Source organism: Paenibacillus lignilyticus, from assembly GCF_017942085.1.
Lineage (GTDB): Bacteria > Bacillota > Bacilli > Paenibacillales > Paenibacillaceae > Paenibacillus_Z > Paenibacillus_Z lignilyticus.
On sequence record NZ_JAGKSP010000020.1, the window covers coordinates 1 to 17,017 of the forward strand.

At 47.2% G+C, this 17,017-nt stretch carries 12 protein-coding genes and 1 rRNA gene; 4 read left to right on the forward strand and 9 right to left on the reverse strand.

Annotation, left to right across the window (positions count from 1 at the left end; translation table 11 throughout):
* Both I8J30_RS28155 and I8J30_RS28160 read right to left on the reverse strand, forming a co-directional pair.
* Positions 1 to 101, reverse strand: a 16S ribosomal RNA gene (locus I8J30_RS28155); the annotation flags it as partial.
* Positions 102 to 526: 425 nt separating this feature from the next.
* Positions 527 to 1,123: a TetR/AcrR family transcriptional regulator gene (locus I8J30_RS28160; RefSeq protein ID WP_210663824.1), complete on the reverse strand. Its 597-nt coding sequence runs from the start codon at positions 1,121 to 1,123 to the stop codon at positions 527 to 529.
* 572 nt (positions 1,124 to 1,695) lie between these two features.
* Here I8J30_RS28160 and I8J30_RS28165 point away from each other — a divergent pair.
* Together I8J30_RS28165 and I8J30_RS28170 are read left to right on the forward strand one after the other, a co-directional pair.
* Complete coding sequence (locus tag I8J30_RS28165) at positions 1,696 to 3,276, forward strand: response regulator transcription factor (RefSeq protein ID WP_210663825.1); 1,581 nt, start codon at positions 1,696 to 1,698, stop codon at positions 3,274 to 3,276.
* The gene (locus tag I8J30_RS28170) at positions 3,273 to 5,087 is read left to right on the forward strand and encodes a sensor histidine kinase (protein WP_210663826.1); all 1,815 of its coding nucleotides are present in this window, start codon (positions 3,273 to 3,275) and stop codon (positions 5,085 to 5,087) included. The genes I8J30_RS28165 and I8J30_RS28170 overlap by 4 nt, the downstream gene beginning before the upstream one ends.
* Positions 5,088 to 5,149: 62 nt before the next feature.
* On the opposite strand, the gene I8J30_RS34130 is transcribed toward I8J30_RS28170, so the two are convergent.
* The 7 genes from I8J30_RS34130 to I8J30_RS28205 form a co-directional block, all read right to left on the reverse strand.
* Positions 5,150 to 6,679: an ABC transporter substrate-binding protein gene (locus tag I8J30_RS34130; protein WP_210663827.1), complete on the reverse strand. Its 1,530-nt coding sequence runs from the start codon at positions 6,677 to 6,679 to the stop codon at positions 5,150 to 5,152.
* A gap of 52 nt (positions 6,680 to 6,731) precedes the next feature.
* On the reverse strand, positions 6,732 to 7,655 hold the full coding sequence (locus I8J30_RS28180) for a carbohydrate ABC transporter permease (protein WP_091225320.1): 924 nt from the start codon (positions 7,653 to 7,655) through the stop codon (positions 6,732 to 6,734).
* A gap of 18 nt (positions 7,656 to 7,673) precedes the next feature.
* Positions 7,674 to 8,594, reverse strand: a complete 921-nt coding sequence (locus I8J30_RS28185; RefSeq protein WP_240548444.1) for an ABC transporter permease — start codon at positions 8,592 to 8,594, stop codon at positions 7,674 to 7,676.
* A 37-nt stretch (positions 8,595 to 8,631) separates the two neighbouring features.
* Positions 8,632 to 9,528 carry a nucleoside hydrolase gene (locus I8J30_RS28190; protein ID WP_210663828.1) on the reverse strand — a complete coding sequence of 299 codons (897 nt, stop codon included), beginning with the start codon at positions 9,526 to 9,528 and terminating at the stop codon, positions 8,632 to 8,634.
* A 192-nt stretch (positions 9,529 to 9,720) separates the two neighbouring features.
* A complete protein-coding gene (locus I8J30_RS28195; RefSeq protein WP_210663829.1) occupies positions 9,721 to 11,664 on the reverse strand; it encodes a glucosidase family protein in 1,944 nt (647 codons plus the stop codon).
* A gap of 254 nt (positions 11,665 to 11,918) precedes the next feature.
* Positions 11,919 to 12,380 carry a carboxymuconolactone decarboxylase family protein gene (locus I8J30_RS28200; protein WP_210663830.1) on the reverse strand — a complete coding sequence of 154 codons (462 nt, stop codon included), beginning with the start codon at positions 12,378 to 12,380 and terminating at the stop codon, positions 11,919 to 11,921.
* A complete protein-coding gene (locus I8J30_RS28205; RefSeq protein WP_210663831.1) occupies positions 12,371 to 13,321 on the reverse strand; it encodes an EamA family transporter in 951 nt (316 codons plus the stop codon). The genes I8J30_RS28200 and I8J30_RS28205 overlap by 10 nt, the downstream gene beginning before the upstream one ends.
* A 553-nt stretch (positions 13,322 to 13,874) precedes the next feature.
* Here I8J30_RS28205 and I8J30_RS28210 point away from each other — a divergent pair.
* Together I8J30_RS28210 and I8J30_RS28215 are read left to right on the forward strand one after the other, a co-directional pair.
* The gene (locus I8J30_RS28210; protein WP_210663832.1) at positions 13,875 to 14,489 is read left to right on the forward strand and encodes a TetR/AcrR family transcriptional regulator; all 615 of its coding nucleotides are present in this window, start codon (positions 13,875 to 13,877) and stop codon (positions 14,487 to 14,489) included.
* Between the two features lie 50 nt (positions 14,490 to 14,539).
* Complete coding sequence (locus I8J30_RS28215) at positions 14,540 to 16,909, forward strand: MMPL family transporter (protein ID WP_210663833.1); 2,370 nt, start codon at positions 14,540 to 14,542, stop codon at positions 16,907 to 16,909.
* Positions 16,910 to 17,017: the final 108 nt, after the last annotated feature.

Consider the following 17,017-nt stretch of genomic DNA (forward strand, 5'->3'; position numbering starts at 1 on the left):
TCCGCCGCTAAGCTATCCCCGAAGGAATAACTCCGCTCGACTTGCATGTATTAGGCACGCCGCCAGCGTTCGTCCTGAGCCAGGATCAAACTCTCCATAAAAGTGGTCCGAAGACCGTTTATGAATTTGCTTGTTAGCTCATTCAAAATACTAGCTTGCAGAACGTTAATTCTGCGATTTATGACCATTTGACTGGTCGCTCATTGTTCAGTTTTCAAAGAACAAATACTTGGTTTGTTTCTTCCCGGCTCGTGACCGGAATTAGATCATACCATTTTTCGAAACATGATTGCAAGCTTTATTTTTCAACCTGTTTTCGTTTCGATCACCGCATCCAAGTTAATGTCTCGGAGGCAGAAATAGAATATACCATGGCTAATCATCATATGGCAAGTCTTTTTTTGAAATTGTTTTCTAGTTGCTTGAGTACTTATACCCTCTCTACTAATACATCAAACGTCCGGCATCGAATTAATTACAAGGAATGGCTGATTATGTACGATGCCGGAGTAGATAATTGCCAGCACTACGGCTTTGACTGCCGATACTGATGCAGCAAGGACAGTTGCTTCGTAAGAAAAACAGGCGTATACGGCATGTCGTTACACAGCCATGAGATGATCGTACCGATCATGGCCGAGGAACTGTACCAAATCGCAATATCTTTGTGAATCCCCGAGTTGGCGAAATCTCGCTCACATCCCGGACGTTCGACGCTTTCCGTGATCAACTTCGTCAACAGTTTCAGCAGCCGTTCCGTAAAGACCGTCGTTCGTTTCGCGGCAAGAATGACTTTATAGAACTTGAAATTCTCCGCGATGTGCTCCAGTAAATTGACCATCAACGGCCAATCCGCTTCTTCCGCGGAGCTCCGATTCGGCCTTGGCGCATGGATAATTGAAGTAATATCCTCAATCATATCGTCGGCCATCTTATCCAACATATCAGGCATATCGCGGTAATGCAGGTAGAATGTGACGCGATTAAGCGTGGCACGTTCCGCGAGCCGATTGACCGAAATTTTCTCGAGCTCCATCTCTTGCAGCAATTCAATGAACGCATCTCGAAGCAATCGCCTCGTACGTACGATGCGGGGATCGACCTGATCCTTGGCATGCCCCATCTCAGCTTTATCCTTTCCTGCTCCGCTATATACTGTAAACTATACAACACCTTGTAAATCAGGTCCAGAATACAAAATAACCGCACCGACATACGCGCGAGTGCGGTTCATCGTCGTTACTAAGAGCTCCCGTTCAGCTAGCCTTTCACAGCTCCCGCCGTTATCCCAGCCACAATTTTCTTATTGAAGAAGATGAACAGTACAATCATGAACAAAACTTTAACGGTTGTCATCGTGGCTATTTGATGAAAATAAGCCTTTCTAAAAGTCTAACGGTTGTGACAGACCTTATTTACACCAAATTGATCGATTCCTAGAGGAGAACGATCAAATAAACCCTCTGGCAACCGTTAGAATTTAAAAAGGGGAAATTTATGCTATATAGCCACTTTCACAACCGTTAGAGTCGAAATACGACAAAGCATGCTCTCATGCTCTCATGCTCTCGTGCCATCCCGGAATGCCTCTCTCCGCTTGAAACCGTTGATTCTACGCGGTTTAATATCCTTTCCCGACACAGGATTGTAGTGTAACATGGAGGTATGTCATAACTCTATCGGGAGTGAAATCGCATGATTAAGCTTCTAGTCGTTGAAGATGAGACCGTTACCAGAAAAGGTCTGATGAAGCACATCAAGTGGAACGAACTCGGTGTTGACGTTGTTGAAGAAGCCAAGGACGGAGTAGAAGGCCTCGAAGTAGCTCGCCGCATGCATCCCGATATCGTTGTATCTGATATAAGAATGCCTGGGATGAACGGCATAGAATTTACCGCCTCTCTCCGAGAAGAGTTTCCTGCATGCAAAATTATCTATATGAGCGGATATTCCGACAAGGAATACCTGAAAGCTGCCATTCGCATTCATGCTGTCAGCTATGTCGAGAAGCCTATTGTTATAGAAGAGTTGCAAGAGGTGATACGAAAAGCCGTACATCTGTGCATGGAGAATAACAAAGTCAATCATATTAATATGGCCCTTTCGAGCAGCCTTCCGTTCATTAGACAGAATATCGTGAACGATCTGATTAATAACCATACCGATTGCGATGAACTGCGGAGAAACTTAAACCTTGCCGGCATATCCTTCAACCAAGGCGACTCATATACGGTTTCAATTATAGTCCCTTCCTATGACGACGACGAGACAGGTGTCCTCAAACAAAGCTGCTGCAATCGTATTATTGAATTTCTTCATCATACGTCGCACGGCTTTACCCATTTAGCGGTAATGAAGGATTCCACCCATATGATCGTCATCTCCGCACATAAACCGGAAAGTAAGCAAGAGTTTGCCGCGGTCTATCATCTTCTTTCCGAGCATTTGAAAGAGCAAGGAATGGCATGCTCAAGATTATCCTGGGTAGTCGGAGGCACCTCGGCAGAAGTGTCGAGAATACGTGATTCCTATGAGACAGCAGCCGGCTTTCTCAAACATCTTTTTTATTACGACTTTGGCAATATTTTTTACGCCGCCAACAGAGAAGTCTCCGTATTCCCGATCCACGCAGAAATTCTAAAGTCCTATGCCGAGCTCTTACAGGAGCTTCATAAAGATAAAATCATACAGTTTACAGAGCAGTTATATACCGTTATTAGGACAAAGACCGGAACACCCGTAGACGAAGTCAAGAATCTATTCTATCAAATGATGCACATGCTGATTGAACAAGCAGCAAAGAGAGGACTAGATCTAAGCATATCCGATCACCGGAAAGAGGAATATGATTGGGCGATGATGTCGCGAATCGATACGCTCAAGCATCTGAAAGGTTACTTCCTGAAGAAGGCAGCCGATCTCCTGGATCGTATCGAGAATATCGAATCCAGCAGCAGAGCCGTTCTCGATGTGATCAAATACATACGAAGCAACTATAGCGACAAGGAAATATCCGTAAATATGCTTGCCGATCACGTTCACCTGACGCCAACGTATCTCTCCTCGCTGTTTAGGAAAGAAACAGGCAAGACCATAAGTGAGTTTATTACGGAGGTCCGCATTGAGAAATCCGCAAATTTGCTGATGAAGCCGCAAGCCAAGCTGTATGAGATCGCCGATCGATCCGGCTATAATGACGCCAATTATTTCACAAAGGCCTTTAAGAAAATAACGGGAATGACACCTACGCAATTTAGGAGAAAACACAAATCGTGAAAAAATCACTCCTGGCTCCGGTCGGATTTTTTACCCATATGAATATTCGGGGAAAGCTGCTCATCTCCTATTTTATTCTCATCTTCTTCCCACTGGCGCTGCTAACCACGATATCCTACAAAAACGTATCCAGTGATTACGAGAAACAAATTCTCCACTCCGCGGATCAGTCATTCGACCAAGCCTATACGTTCTTAAACTATAAGGTGAACACGCTGATAAAGGCATCGGATGTCATCTATTTCAATGCCGACGTTCAAACGATTCTGGCAAGAAAGAAAGAAGAGTTCGAGAATGATTATGTGCAGCAGAACATCGATCGGCTGAAATTGGAAAATTTTCTGAGCAGCTTCCAGAACTCCGAAGATGTCTATCGGGCGAGCCTGTACGTTCCCGGCTGGTTTATGTATGCAGCGCAAAACTTCAACTTTTACGACAAGGACAGCTTCTCGCACACGCAAAGCTATCAAAGGCTGATGGCTTCCAAAGATAAGGTCAACTGGCTTCCACCCCATACCATTACAAACAACAGCAGCAGCCTCGACCCCGTACAGGTGATTTCCCTGCTAAGAAAAATCAGAAATACGGAGCAGACAACCGAATATATCGGCATGATCGAGCTAAGCATTTTAAAAGAAAATATCGAGGCTATGATTCAAAAAGCAAATATCACGTATGACGGCGTCGTCTATATTCAAAACTCGCATGGCGATATCGTAAGCTGCTCCAACCTGCAAAATTTGAATCGTATCGACCCCAACACGGAGCTTATAAAGGGACTTCAAAACAACGACACCACATGGAATAACGCGGCATTCGGCAACAGCGATTACGTTATTAAAGCAAGAGCCATCGAAAATACGGATTGGACGATGGTTACGGCGATTCCTTATACGGAAATTTACTCGCAAAGCATCCGAATCAGAGACCTCATGCTTGTATTGATGCTGGTATGCGGACTGATCTCGTATGGACTTGCCTATTTCATTACAGGCGCCACCGTCAAAAGAATCCAGCTGCTAAGGAAAAAAATGCGGCTGGTACAGGAAGGTTTTCTGAACGTGGAAGTGAATTCCAAAATCCACGATGAGATCGGGGACTTGACCGACAGCTTCAATCATATGGTCAAACGAATCAAGCTTCTCGTCGATGAACAATATCAGAACGGCAAGGAGATCAAGAATCTGGAGCTCAAAGCGCTCCAGGCGCAAATCAATCCGCATTTTCTGTACAATACGCTTGAAATGATCAACTGGAAAGCCATTGACAATGACGTACCCGAAATTGCCGTCATCTCGCAATCGCTGGCCAAATTTTACAAGCTTAGTCTGAATAAAGGCAAAGATATCGTAAGTCTTGAGGATGAGCTCGATCATATCCGCATCTATGTCAAAATACAGAATCTAAGATTTGACGATAAAATCAAACTGGCTATCGATATTGACCCTGATTTATACAGCTGCGCTATCCTGAAATTAATTCTCCAGCCGATTGTTGAAAATGCCATTATTCACGGTATACGTGAATACAGAGATAAAGAGAAAGGCTCCATTACGATAACCGGATATCCGGACAAGCATGATCTGGTCTTGATCGTCAAGGATGACGGCGTGGGAATGCCGCAGGACAAGGCCGAAGAAATACTTGCAAACGGAAATCCGGCCGATGAGGTCCATGGATACGGCGTTCGAAACATCAACCACCGAATCAAGCTCTGCTATGGCCAGGAATACGGCCTGACCTACCGTTCCTCGCCGGGCAACGGAACAAGGGTCGAAATCAGAATACCGGCGATACATCCCTCCAAATAACAAAGGTCCAGGAAGGGTGACTTGATCCCTCCTGAACCTTTTGTTATTCTTCTTCCCGTTAGCTATTTGTTGGCTGCAAGAAAAGCGTCCAGCTGTTTCTGCATTTCGGCCATGATCTTATCCGAGCCTGCATTCTTGATTTTATCAACCAGCGTCTTGAGACCTTCTTCCGGATCCTTGATATAACCATAGTTGAGCGGAAGAGCGTACTGCTGCACGACGTTATTAACGGCGGCCATTTCGTTTTTGACGGGCTCGAAATCAGGCGTAAAGAGCGCATACGGATTATCAAGTGCCCTGTCTGCCAGCTGCTTTCTCACTTCATCGATATTTGGCGGAGAATCGACCGGCTCTTTATAGAACTCAGGCGACTTAAAGCCCCAGGAGCAATACCCTTCAGGTGCGAAGCCGTCCAAATCAAGCGCTTTCAGCTTGTTGTCCGCGGTAATCTCGTAATGCTTGCCCTCGATACCGTAAGTAAGAAGATTATAATAGCTTTGATCCGTTCTTAGCAATTCCAGGAACATCAGCGCCCGCTCAGGGTTTGCGGCCGATGCGGGAATCGCCATTCCGTCCTGCATGGCTGACGTTTTATACGTGTATTTGCTGTTCGGGAAGAATCTGACATCCCAATCCGGATGCTTCATGTAAGCACCTTTCCAGGAATCCTGGTTATGCAAATTGCTGGCCGCTTTTCCGTTCTCGAACATCTTGTCGTCTTTATTAGACAAGATGGATTTCGACCAGTAGTTCTTATCGCCCCATTCCTTCATTTTCTTGTAGTAATCCGATATGCCGTCGGCTTCATACAAGTTGAAGATTTTAGCGGAAGCATCATCCATGCTGACCATGAATGGGGAGTACTGCGTTGCCAGGATATTGTAGAAGCCATTTGCGTTTGCGTAATAGCTTTCAAGACCGCCCGATGAGCTGATCTGGCCGCTTGGATCCAGCGCGGAATCGTTCTTCACGACGGCATCCAAATATTTTCCGTAATCATCCAAGTTTTCGATCGTTTTCAGGCCGTATTTGTCCATGAGGTCGCCGCGTACGATATACCCCATATCGCCGTACTGGTAGAATTGAGCGGGCATCGCGTAGAGATGGCCGTCAACTTCTGTCTGTTTATACGCATCAGGGGTAATTTGAGCCAAGCTTTTCGGCGCATATTGCTTGGCCAGATCCTCAATCGCCAGGAAAGCGCCTTTTCGAGCATTGGAATAGAAATTCGTCCATGTGGATGCATAAATAAGATCGATCGGTTCGCCTGATGCCAGCAGCAGCGGGTATTGGGTTCCGAAATCGGCCCAGCCTACCCAGTTTACTTTGACCGTAGCATTTAAATCTTTCTCCAGCTTTTTGTTAACTTCGGCCAGCACCATATCGTAATCCTTGGCAGGCGAGCCGATCAGGTACATGTTTAATTCAACCTTTTTGGAAATATCCGCAGCTACGGCATTGCCTGTATTTTCATTCGTGCTGTTCGTATTGCCGGTTGATTCATTGGATTCCGCGCCCCCGCAGCCTGTAAGCACAAGCCCCATAATGAGTGCCATACTTAACAGCAGCGTTAGTACTTTTGCCTTCCTCACATGTACTCCCCCTTATAAATATTGTGTATGTGATAAACCGGCTTGACCGAGATTATCCTTTGATGGCACCGACAGTAAGGCCTTTTACGAAATACTTCTGTACATAGGGATAGACAAGGATAATGGGACCCGTAGCAATGACCGCCATTGCCAGCTTTAGCGATAAGGTGGGGACATCGATCATGGATACGCTTGCGACGCTTGATAGTCTGGCTATGGCTTCGGACGATTGCAGCGTCGAGAATAACAAATATTGAAGCGGATACAGCTTAATATCCGTTATAAAGAGCATCGCGTTATACCAGTCATTCCAGTATTCCAGGGCATAAAACAGTCCGATTGTCGCAAGTCCGGGTTTCGTTAGCGGTAAAATCAGCTTTAAGAAAATGGTGAAGTCTCCCGCTCCGTCGATCTTGGCGGACTCGCTTATGGAATCGGGTATCGAGCTTATAAAGGTTCTCATCACGATCAAATAAAACACATTGATGATCAGCGGGATGATTAAGGAAAGCAGGCTGTTTTTCAAATGCAGGTATTTGACGAAGAAGATATACAACGATAGAATCCCGCCATTGAATAACGTGGTGAAGTAAAAGAAGAACGCAAGCTTGTTTCGATATAAGAAGTCCTTTCTGTTCAGAACGTAAGCCGTCATCGAAGTAACAAACAGTCCTACGGCGGTTCCAACCACCGTTATGAAGATGGATACCCCATATGCCCTCAAAATGTCCTGGGGGTATTTGAACAGAACTCTGTAAGCCTCTAGTGAAAATTCGGCTGGGATGATTCCGTAACCATGCTGCGTAATGGCGCTTTCCGAAGTGAACGACCCGGACACCAGCATTTCAAACGGCAGCAGGCATAGGATGACGGCCACGATAACCACCGAATAACTGATTATGTTGAATATCAGATAGGTTCCTTCAATCTTCTTGTGCGTCTTTTCATTCGTGCCGGAAGCATAAGTTTGCTGCATTGTTCTTCTCTCCTGTTCCTAAAACAGAGCGTTGTCCGGTTTTGTCTTTCTGATGATGCCATTCACCACCATGATCGTGACGAAGCACAGCACGGATTGATAGAAGGTTGCCGCAGCCGGCATCGCGATATCGCCGCTTGTAATCAGCGACCTGAAAACGAACGTGTCGATCACGTCGGTGGCGTCGAAGAGCTGGCCGTTATTCCCGACAATCTGGTAAAACATCTGGAAGTCGCCGCGTAATATCCTGCCCAGATTCAATAGGAAAATGATGAAGATGGTCGGCATGATCGATGGGATGGTGATATAAAATATTTTCTGAAAAATATTGGCCCCATCAATTTCCGCCGCTTCAAAGCACTCGGAGTCGATGCTGACAATAGAAGCAATATAGATAACCGACGTATAGCCAACCCATTTCCACGAGTTGAAGAAGCAAATGATGAATACCCATACATAAGGCATGCTGTACAGATTGACCGGATCCAGGTTGAATGCCTTAAGCACCGTGTTCAACGTTCCGGTCTCATAGTTGAAGATGTTGAAAACAAAGACGCCAACAATCGTCCACGAAATAAAGAAGGGCAAGAAAATAATCGATTGCGATATTTTTTTGAAATATCGGCCTCTCATCTCATTGATAAAAATCGCGATCATAATGGCAAACAATTGCGAGGTTACCAGATTCAGCATGTTGTAAAGGATCGTATTTCTCGTAACCAATAAACCTGTTCCGGAAGTAAAGAAGTATTTGAAGTTCTCGAACCCGTTCCATGGACTGCCAAACACGCCAAGGTTAAACCTGTAATCCTTGAATGCCAGTATGATTCCGGCCATAGGGATATAAGCGATTAATAGAATCAAGGCGATTGCAGGTAAAGCCATTAGAAATAAGGTTCTGTTTTTTCGAAGTTCATATAGAAAGCCGTGCTTGTTCAAACCTTTTCACTTCCTTCGTCTGCAAGTCATAAGGGAACTAGAAGCAAACCCTATCCATATACAGCTTGATAAAAGCTTCCGAATCCACGTTTTTGGCAGCCTGAATGACGGACTGCTCCGCATTGCCGCGCCAGTAGAGCGCGGTTTTGTTATAAGTCGCCCCGCGAGTAAACTCGCCCTGCGTCTCCACAACAATTTCATCCCGTTGGAATTCCAGAATTTCATTGTCGAATACCGCGCAGATCGCCAGAGGATCATGCATCATCGGATAATGATCCGTTACCTGCTGCCACCGTCCGACCAATTCTCGAATATAAGCGGCCGATCGTTTAGGCTTGGTGAACAACCGGTCGACCTCTTCTTTGGTCAGCACGCATTGAACCGTAACATCCAGTCCGACAGCCTTTATCGGTATGCCTGATTCAAACACGATTCTTGCGGCTTCCGGGTCGCATCTGATATTCCATTCACTGAGGTGGCTGTAGAAACAGCCTCCCATCATGACAATCTCTTTCACCTTGTTTCTGAGCTCCGGCTCTTTGAGAATAGCTACAGCTATATTGGTCAAAGGACCGATCGGCACCAAGGTAATATCCCCATCCGATTTCATGACCGTATTGATAATGAAATCGATCGCATCCGTACCGTATCCCTCCGCATGTCCATCCTTTTCTTCAGAGAACTGGTTCGGGATTTCGTTTAAGTCAACCTGATTCAGGATCGGTTTGCCGATTCCGGCGTATACGGGAATATCCGAACGTCCGGCCATTTCGAGCATGTTAACCGCTAATTTGGCCCGGGCCGTCACATTTTTAAACACCGTAGTAATGCCTATAACGTCCAGTTCAGGCGACTCCAGAGCAAAGGCGATCGCCAGTGCATCATCGATGTCATCACCAATATCCGTGTCTATGATGATCTTTGTTCTGTCCATATTCATCCTCCTTGAAAGGGCTTACATTCGCTTGCAAGTAATATTGTAGTCCTAATTCAGAAACGGATATATATACAAAAATATGATTATAAGTAAAAATATACGATGTTCTGAGTTTCCCCTCGTTCGATCCTAAAACGCTCAGACAACAAAAAAACCTTGATAGACGATCGTCTATCAAGGTCTCTGAGCTCAATCTCCCGCCGGGAGAACAAATTCCACTTTGTCTCCTGCCAAACATTCGTACGATAATTGTACCCCATTCACTTCAACTTGAATGCGGAGTCCGTTGTGCACTCTGGTCACGTGAAGATCAAAGCTTCTTCCGAAAGCTTGAATGGAACGTAGAGTCATGTTGTTCCATTCCGCCGGCAGCTGCGGGGCGCATGTGAAGGAATTTAATCCGGTCGGCTTTATGCCAAATACCCCTTCCGTAAAGATACGACAATATAATGCGCTCTCTGCGGATAAATGTCTCTGGTTTCCTTCAGGGAACGCTTCGACCGCATAAGGTACGTGGTCACCAAGAAGCCTTCTTCTGGAGTAGGCTTTCAGATATTGATGCGATTGCTCCGCTTCTCCCGCCATGAATGTCGCTTGAAATCCGTATAACGTCGAGCGATCCCAGAACGTCTTGTCTCCCGACTGCGTGGCAAGACCATCGATCGTCCACAGATTCGGCGAATATAACGCTCTGACTGTGCCCTCTTTGCGATCCATGATCCCCATCGTCAGCGGCAAGCAAATCCAAGAGCGCAACGTAACATTTCCTTCGTAATAACGATAGGTTTCGTATCCATCGACGGTTGCGCCGAAATAACGTTCTATCGCTTCTCTTAATTGCTTTGCTTCCGTACTATATTTAACTTCCATCGCTTCTTCACTCAGAGATCGAGCTAATTTAGAGGCTGCACATAAAGCCCCGTAATAGAGGGAAGAAGTAGAGAGATTAGCATGCCCTGTGGGAAATCTGCCCTCAAGCTCATCCGAGTCCGAGGCAACCACGCCTTCACTCGTAAGCATTCGTTTGCAGTATTCCAAACACCATTGAATCGCCGGCCATAATTCTTTGGCAATGACCAGATCCCCTTGGGCAAGCGTAAATAACGAAGCGCCGTATGCATACATGGCGGCATCTCCCCGGTCCCCGGCACCTTCCCAAATATCAACGCCTTCCGCAATGATAGAGGAAGGAATACGCGAGTAATCAGGACCCATGAAAGTGCGATATAACCGGTAGCAGTTCAAGGACGCCTCAATTCCTGCAGGGTCTCCCAAGTACGGAAAGAACGGACCCACGTACTCCGCTTGATCATTGGCCCAAATAGCTGCATAATAGGAACCTCCTCCGGGTCCATGCATTAAGCCGCCTTTTGTAGCGAATATGCTCTCCGACGCCCGTAACTTCGCAAAATCGAACATTCGGTTTAGAACTGGATCCGGCGTTTCAAGCTGCAATGCGGAACGAATCCGACTAACGAAACCTTCCCGCTTCTCCTCTTCCTCTTGCCCGCTATAGACTTGCACCGCTTCAAGCAGCTTTCTTCCGCTAATCGTCAAATAGAAGGAAAGTGCCTCATTCGGCAGCAATGTCGCTTGGGAAGGCGCATCGTGCACAGCTTCAAGCAAATAGATCCCATAGATTCCTCTCCTGGTTAGCGTATGGGCTAGAGGAGAGATTTCAACCGTCATGGGCTGCTGCGAATCGTTAACAAGCGTGTATTTCTCCATAGCTGCGCCGTATTCCGTGCTTGGGAAGAGCAAATGTTCGATTCGAAGGTTGTTTGCTGTACGGCTCTTTATGGCAAGCATGCCATTAAACGTTACTTCGTATGGTTTCTCCGCCGGAACTCGCTCGCCATTGATGGCGAAAGCCGGCATGATCTCCGCGCCATATTCTTGAATCAAGCTGGCATGCGTATCATTCGGAATCGTCCTGAGCATAGGCCAGATCACGCCGCGCTTCAGTACCAGCTCTCCTTGCCGATCCACGCCATAATGAACGATCATGGATACTCTCTTTCCGCTCATTTCAATATGATCCTCATGCGGAAGGCTTGGATCCTTCTGGATATCCCAACTAATACGATGCTGATTGTTTAGTGTCCAACGGTCGACTGTTTGGATCGCGTTCATACCCCATCACCTCTCTACTATTCGTTCGCTTCCTGCTACCCCTCTCTTATACTAGGAGACTTTAACAAAATTGAGGATGTACATACCTTCGCCGCAATGTCTTTTTCATCACTCAATGACAACGTTTACATCAATATATCAAATGCGGTTAGGCGTTACTACACTCGAACATAAATAAGCCTCCATCCTCTTCATGAGAGAACGGAGGCTTCCGGCCAATCCCCGTATCACGAGGATTAGCCTGCGCAGGCTTATTATTTACGTACGGCCGGCTGATAGTCGCCAGGTACCATAGCCGTAGAGATCGCCATGCGATTCCAGCAATTGATGGCATTAATCGCCATGATCAAATCGACGTATTCGGCTTCGTCGTAATATTCTCGGACTTGCTCGTATAACGCCTGCGAAACGCCGCCCTCCGAAATCTTCGTCACGGCTTCCGTTAATGCAAGCGCAGCCCGTTCCGCTTCCGTGTAGAACGGAGCTTCCCGCCATGCGTTAAGCAAATACAAGCGTTGTTCCGTCTCGCCCATTGCGCGCGCGTCTTTGGTATGCATGTCCAAGCAGTAAGCACATCCATTGAGCTGGGAAGCACGGAGTTTAATCAACTCGAGCAACTTCTCTTCGAGGCCGCTCTTCTTCACATACCCTTCCAATTTCAATAGCGTCTGCAGCGATTCCGGTTGTACCTTCATATAATTTAATCTCATTTCCATCGATAAACACTCCTTTGATATTGTTTCTTAAGTGAAGAAGATTTTTTCACCAAGCTTCGTTTCATCAACTCCGGCAGCGCGATGCCGCATAACGTAATGATCACGCCCAGCCACTGCTGCCAGCCGACCATCTCATTCAGTACGATGTACGACATCATAACAGCCATCGGCAGCTCAGCTGCACTCAGGATGGAGGCTAGTCCGCCGCCTATGCGCGGCACGCCAATCGCATAGAATAACGGCGGAATGACGACACCGAAGAGAGCCAGCAGCAGTCCCCAAGGCAACAGCCCTTCGTGCAATGATCCATCTATGATAAAATGCGGCGGAAACACCAGCATGGCCAGAATAAACGAGCCGGACAGCATGATCGCGCTTCGCGCAATCGGGGCAACCTGTTTGGCTGTTCTCCCGCTAAACCAAATGAAGAGCGTATAAGTAACGGCGGACGATAGGCCAAGCGCGACGCCTAGGAAGGAAATTCCCTTATGACTCCCGCCCAGAAAGCCGCTTGCCATTATTATTCCGACGAATAGAGCGATAAGCGACAGTACTTTATCTTTGCCGGGACGTTTACGATCAACCACGGATTCTAATAATATGCCCATCCAGGTAAATTGAAATAGCAATACGATTGCAAAAGATGCCGGAATATATTGCAGTGCCGTATAGTAAAGCATTCCGGTTAAGCCTGTAGTCGTGCCTACGGTCATAAGCAAGAGCACCTGACGAAAGGTGATGCGAAAGGCTTGCGAATCGTAGGATCGTTTCGCGAATTTCTTGGACATGAGAACCAACAGCCATAACATAGTCACGCCGAACAGATTCTGGCTGCCGACAACGTCGCCAACGCTAAAGCCGATTTCATAAGCTTTCTTGACGAAAGTAGCTAATAAACCGAAGCTGCACGCCCCTGCCAAAATAACAATCACGTATTTCATGATAGACCGGCTTTAAAAGCTGCAAGCAAGTTCATGCGCCTGTCGAATGTCGTGAATAATCTCGTGTCCGACGGACAAGCTATGAGATGCGCTCCTATCAAGCGGGTGTGCGTTTACGTATAAGGCCACGGCCATAGATGATACCTCCCTTGAATTCGCGCATTTCGATTCCGTCCTTATAGCAAGCCAAAACTAGCCTTCATCATCACTTCCTTCAATAACATTGATTATTCATTCAATTATCGATAATATATATCGTCGATTAACCTTGTCTTTAATATAAACATTCCCTTTGACTCTGTCAACCACAAATCTCATTTAGCCGGTTCAGAAATGGAATAAGCGACAAGAACCATCATGGTTCTTGTCGCTTTTATTTGTGTCGCGTATATAACGGCTTTCATTATTGCCACATAACCGTCAAATGCTTCCCATTGTGCATCATTGCCCATTGTGCAATAATAATCCCATGTTCATTATTGATTGCCCATTGGGCAATCAAATTCCAAAGGATAGAAATTCGAAGTGAGGTGAAGGCCTGCGGCCGATACACATGAACAAGCAAAGCTTGCGTGACGTCAAAAGAGAGGCGACCGCAAATCTACTTGCCGAAGCCGCATTTGATCTCGCACTCGAGCACGGGATGGACGGCTTTGTTGTCGAGGATGTTGTACAGCGTGCGGGATATTCGAGGAGAACGTTCGCAAATCACTTTTCCTGTAAAGAAGAAGCTGTAGTCATGGGGGCATCCGCCTTCAATAACGTCGATGAAGTGAACGAGTTGCTCGAGAATCTGGTTGATACTTCTACCCCGCTTGAGGTTTTGGAGCATCTGGTCAGGATGGAGCTTACGGCAGGCTTATTCCAGAAGACACGTGAGCTCGTCAAGCTTTCCAAGACTTATCCGTCGTTAGAGCCTTATATCCTTAGCTCTCTCCACCGTCATCAAGGCGATGCTCAGGAATTGCTGCTGGATTTATTCCAAGCCCAATATGCGATTGGCTACATCCAGCTTCTCGTAGGCGCCGTATACGGCGCTGCATTGCCAATGCTGTACGGGAACAGCAACATCCTGTTTCCCGGTCAGGCAAAGGATGAGTCATCCGAGTCGATCCTGTTAGATCAGTATCTGAACGAAATGTTCGGCTATTTAAAAAAAGGGTTCTAAAAGACTGTACCAACATCGCATTCCCTATATAAAAAGGAGAACCAAACTGAATGTCTACTTTCCTGTACAAAATAGGTAAAACAGCTTACAACAAGCCTTGGCATTTCATAATTGCTTGGATCGCCATTCTTGGTGTCGTTGGCGCCTTCATTGGCATTAACGGCATCCATACCAGCTCCGAGATGAAGATTAAAGGCACGGAAGCGCAACGGGTACTCGATCAGTTGGTCGAAGAATTGCCGCAAGCATCCGGCGGGCAAGCAAGTGTTGTCTTCACCGCCCCCAAGGGCGAACGTCTGGATACGCCGGAGAGAATACAGGCCGTTACCAAAGCAATTCAAGACGTATATGGAATTGAGTATGTCATTAATCCAATTGAAGCGGCCGCAGCAGCAGGCGCAACGGCTGCCGATGCTAACCAAGCAGGGGCAGCGGCTGCGGGCAGCCAGCAGGCAAGCGATACGAACCAAACCGCTTCAGCCGCACAGCCTCAGTATGGCCCGCTGATCGTGGATGGAAATCCCGTACCCGGCGTGATGATTTCCGGAGACGGCAACGTAGCTTTGTTCCAGTTCCAGTTTACCGTTCAGCAAATGTCGCTGCCCCAAGAGGTTATCGATAAGGTCGTGAAGTCGGTTACTGCGGTTGAGCAAGTTAACTTAGGCATTAAAGCCTTGCCAAGCGACACGCTTGTAGGCAAACCGGCTATTGGTGCCACGGAAGGGATCGGGATTGTTGTTGCAGCGGTCGTTCTGTTCATTACGCTTGGCTCTGTTGTTGCAGCCGGGCTTCCGCTCGTAACGGCACTCCTTGGTGTCGGTATTAGTATTGGAGGCGCTTATTCCCTCTCCAAATTTATTCCGATGACGGATATCACGCCCGCACTTGCCATGATGGTTGGTTTGGCCGTTGGCATCGACTATTCCTTATTCATCGTGAATCGCCAGCGCCGCATGATCCTGGATCAAGGTTTAAGTGCACGCGAAGCTGCGAGCAGAGCGGTTGGCACCGCGGGCAGCGCCGTATTTTTCGCAGGATTGACCGTTATTATCGCGTTATGCGGCATGGTTGTCATGAATATTGATTTCCTAACTGCCATGGCGCTTGTGGCGGCAGCCAGCGTCTTCATCAATGTATTGGTAGCCTTGACATTGCTGCCGGCATTGCTTGGTCTCGTCGGCGAACGCATCTGCTCGGACAAAGCTCGGAAGAACAATAAGGAACAGGTGAAAGCAGCCCGTCAAGGAATGGCGCATCGCTGGGCGAACGGGGTTGTGAACCGCCGCTGGCTCCTCATCATCGGTGTCATCGTTATTCTCGGGGTTGCTGCCATTCCGGCTGCCAAAATGAAATTAGGCATGCCTTCCGGCGATACGGCGAACCTGGATACGGCAGCAAGACAAAGCTACGACGCCATCTCTGCCGGCTTTGGCGAAGGCTATAATTCTCCGCTGCTGCTGGTTGCCGAACCTTCGAGCTCTTCCGATAAAATTACGCCTGAAGTGCTGGGCAAGCTTGTTCAAGCCATTCAGAAGCATGATGATGTCTCCATCGTAACTCCGATGGGGATCAACCAGACCGGAGACATCGGCATCATTAGCGTCATTCCTAAATCCGGACCGACAGACGAAGCAACAAGCAATCTGGTTCAAGACCTTCGCGCTAAAGACTCCGGCATCTCGCAAAGTAACAACGTGACCATTGGCGTGACCGGCTTTACGGCCATTAACATCGATATGTCGGCCAAATTAGCTGAGGTGTTCCCGCTCTATATCGGCATCATTCTTATCCTATCGCTTATCATTTTACTTCTCGTATTCCGGTCGATTATCGTACCGGTTAAAGCAACAATCGGGTTCCTGCTGAGTATCGTGGCTACCTTCGGCATTACAACGGCTGTCTTCCAATGGGGCTGGCTGCATGCTTGGTTTGGCTTTGACACCGGCGGCCCGCTTCTCAGCTTTATGCCAATCATGGTATCCGGTATTCTGTATGGCCTGGCGATGGATTATCAAGTTTTCCTCGTCAGCTCTATGCGTGAAGCCTATGTCCATGGCCATAAAGGAACTTCAAGTGTCGTTGAAGGCTACCAGCAGGCAAGCCGTGTCGTTGTGGCGGCAGCCATCATCATGGTGTCCGTCTTCGCCGGTTTCATTCTGACCGAAGACATCATGCTGAAGCAGATCGGTTTCGCCCTCACCATCGGCATTCTGATCGACGCCTTCTTCGTTCGTATGGCGCTTGTTCCGGCGATTATGGCCGTCTTCGGCGATAAAGCATGGTCATTCCCGAAATGGCTTGACCGTATTGTTCCGAACCTGGATGTCGAAGGCGACAAACTGATCGCGGAGCTCAAAGCTGCGGCGAATTTTAAAGATACAAAGGATTTGAAGAAAGCTGCACCAAGCCGTGCGCATTAAGTTGGACCGTTAGACATAGAAAAGGACCGCTGCTTCTGCAGTGGTCCTTTTCTATGTCTATGCTTCAAAACTTTAACGGTTGTGACAGACGTTTTTCGCAGTAAATCA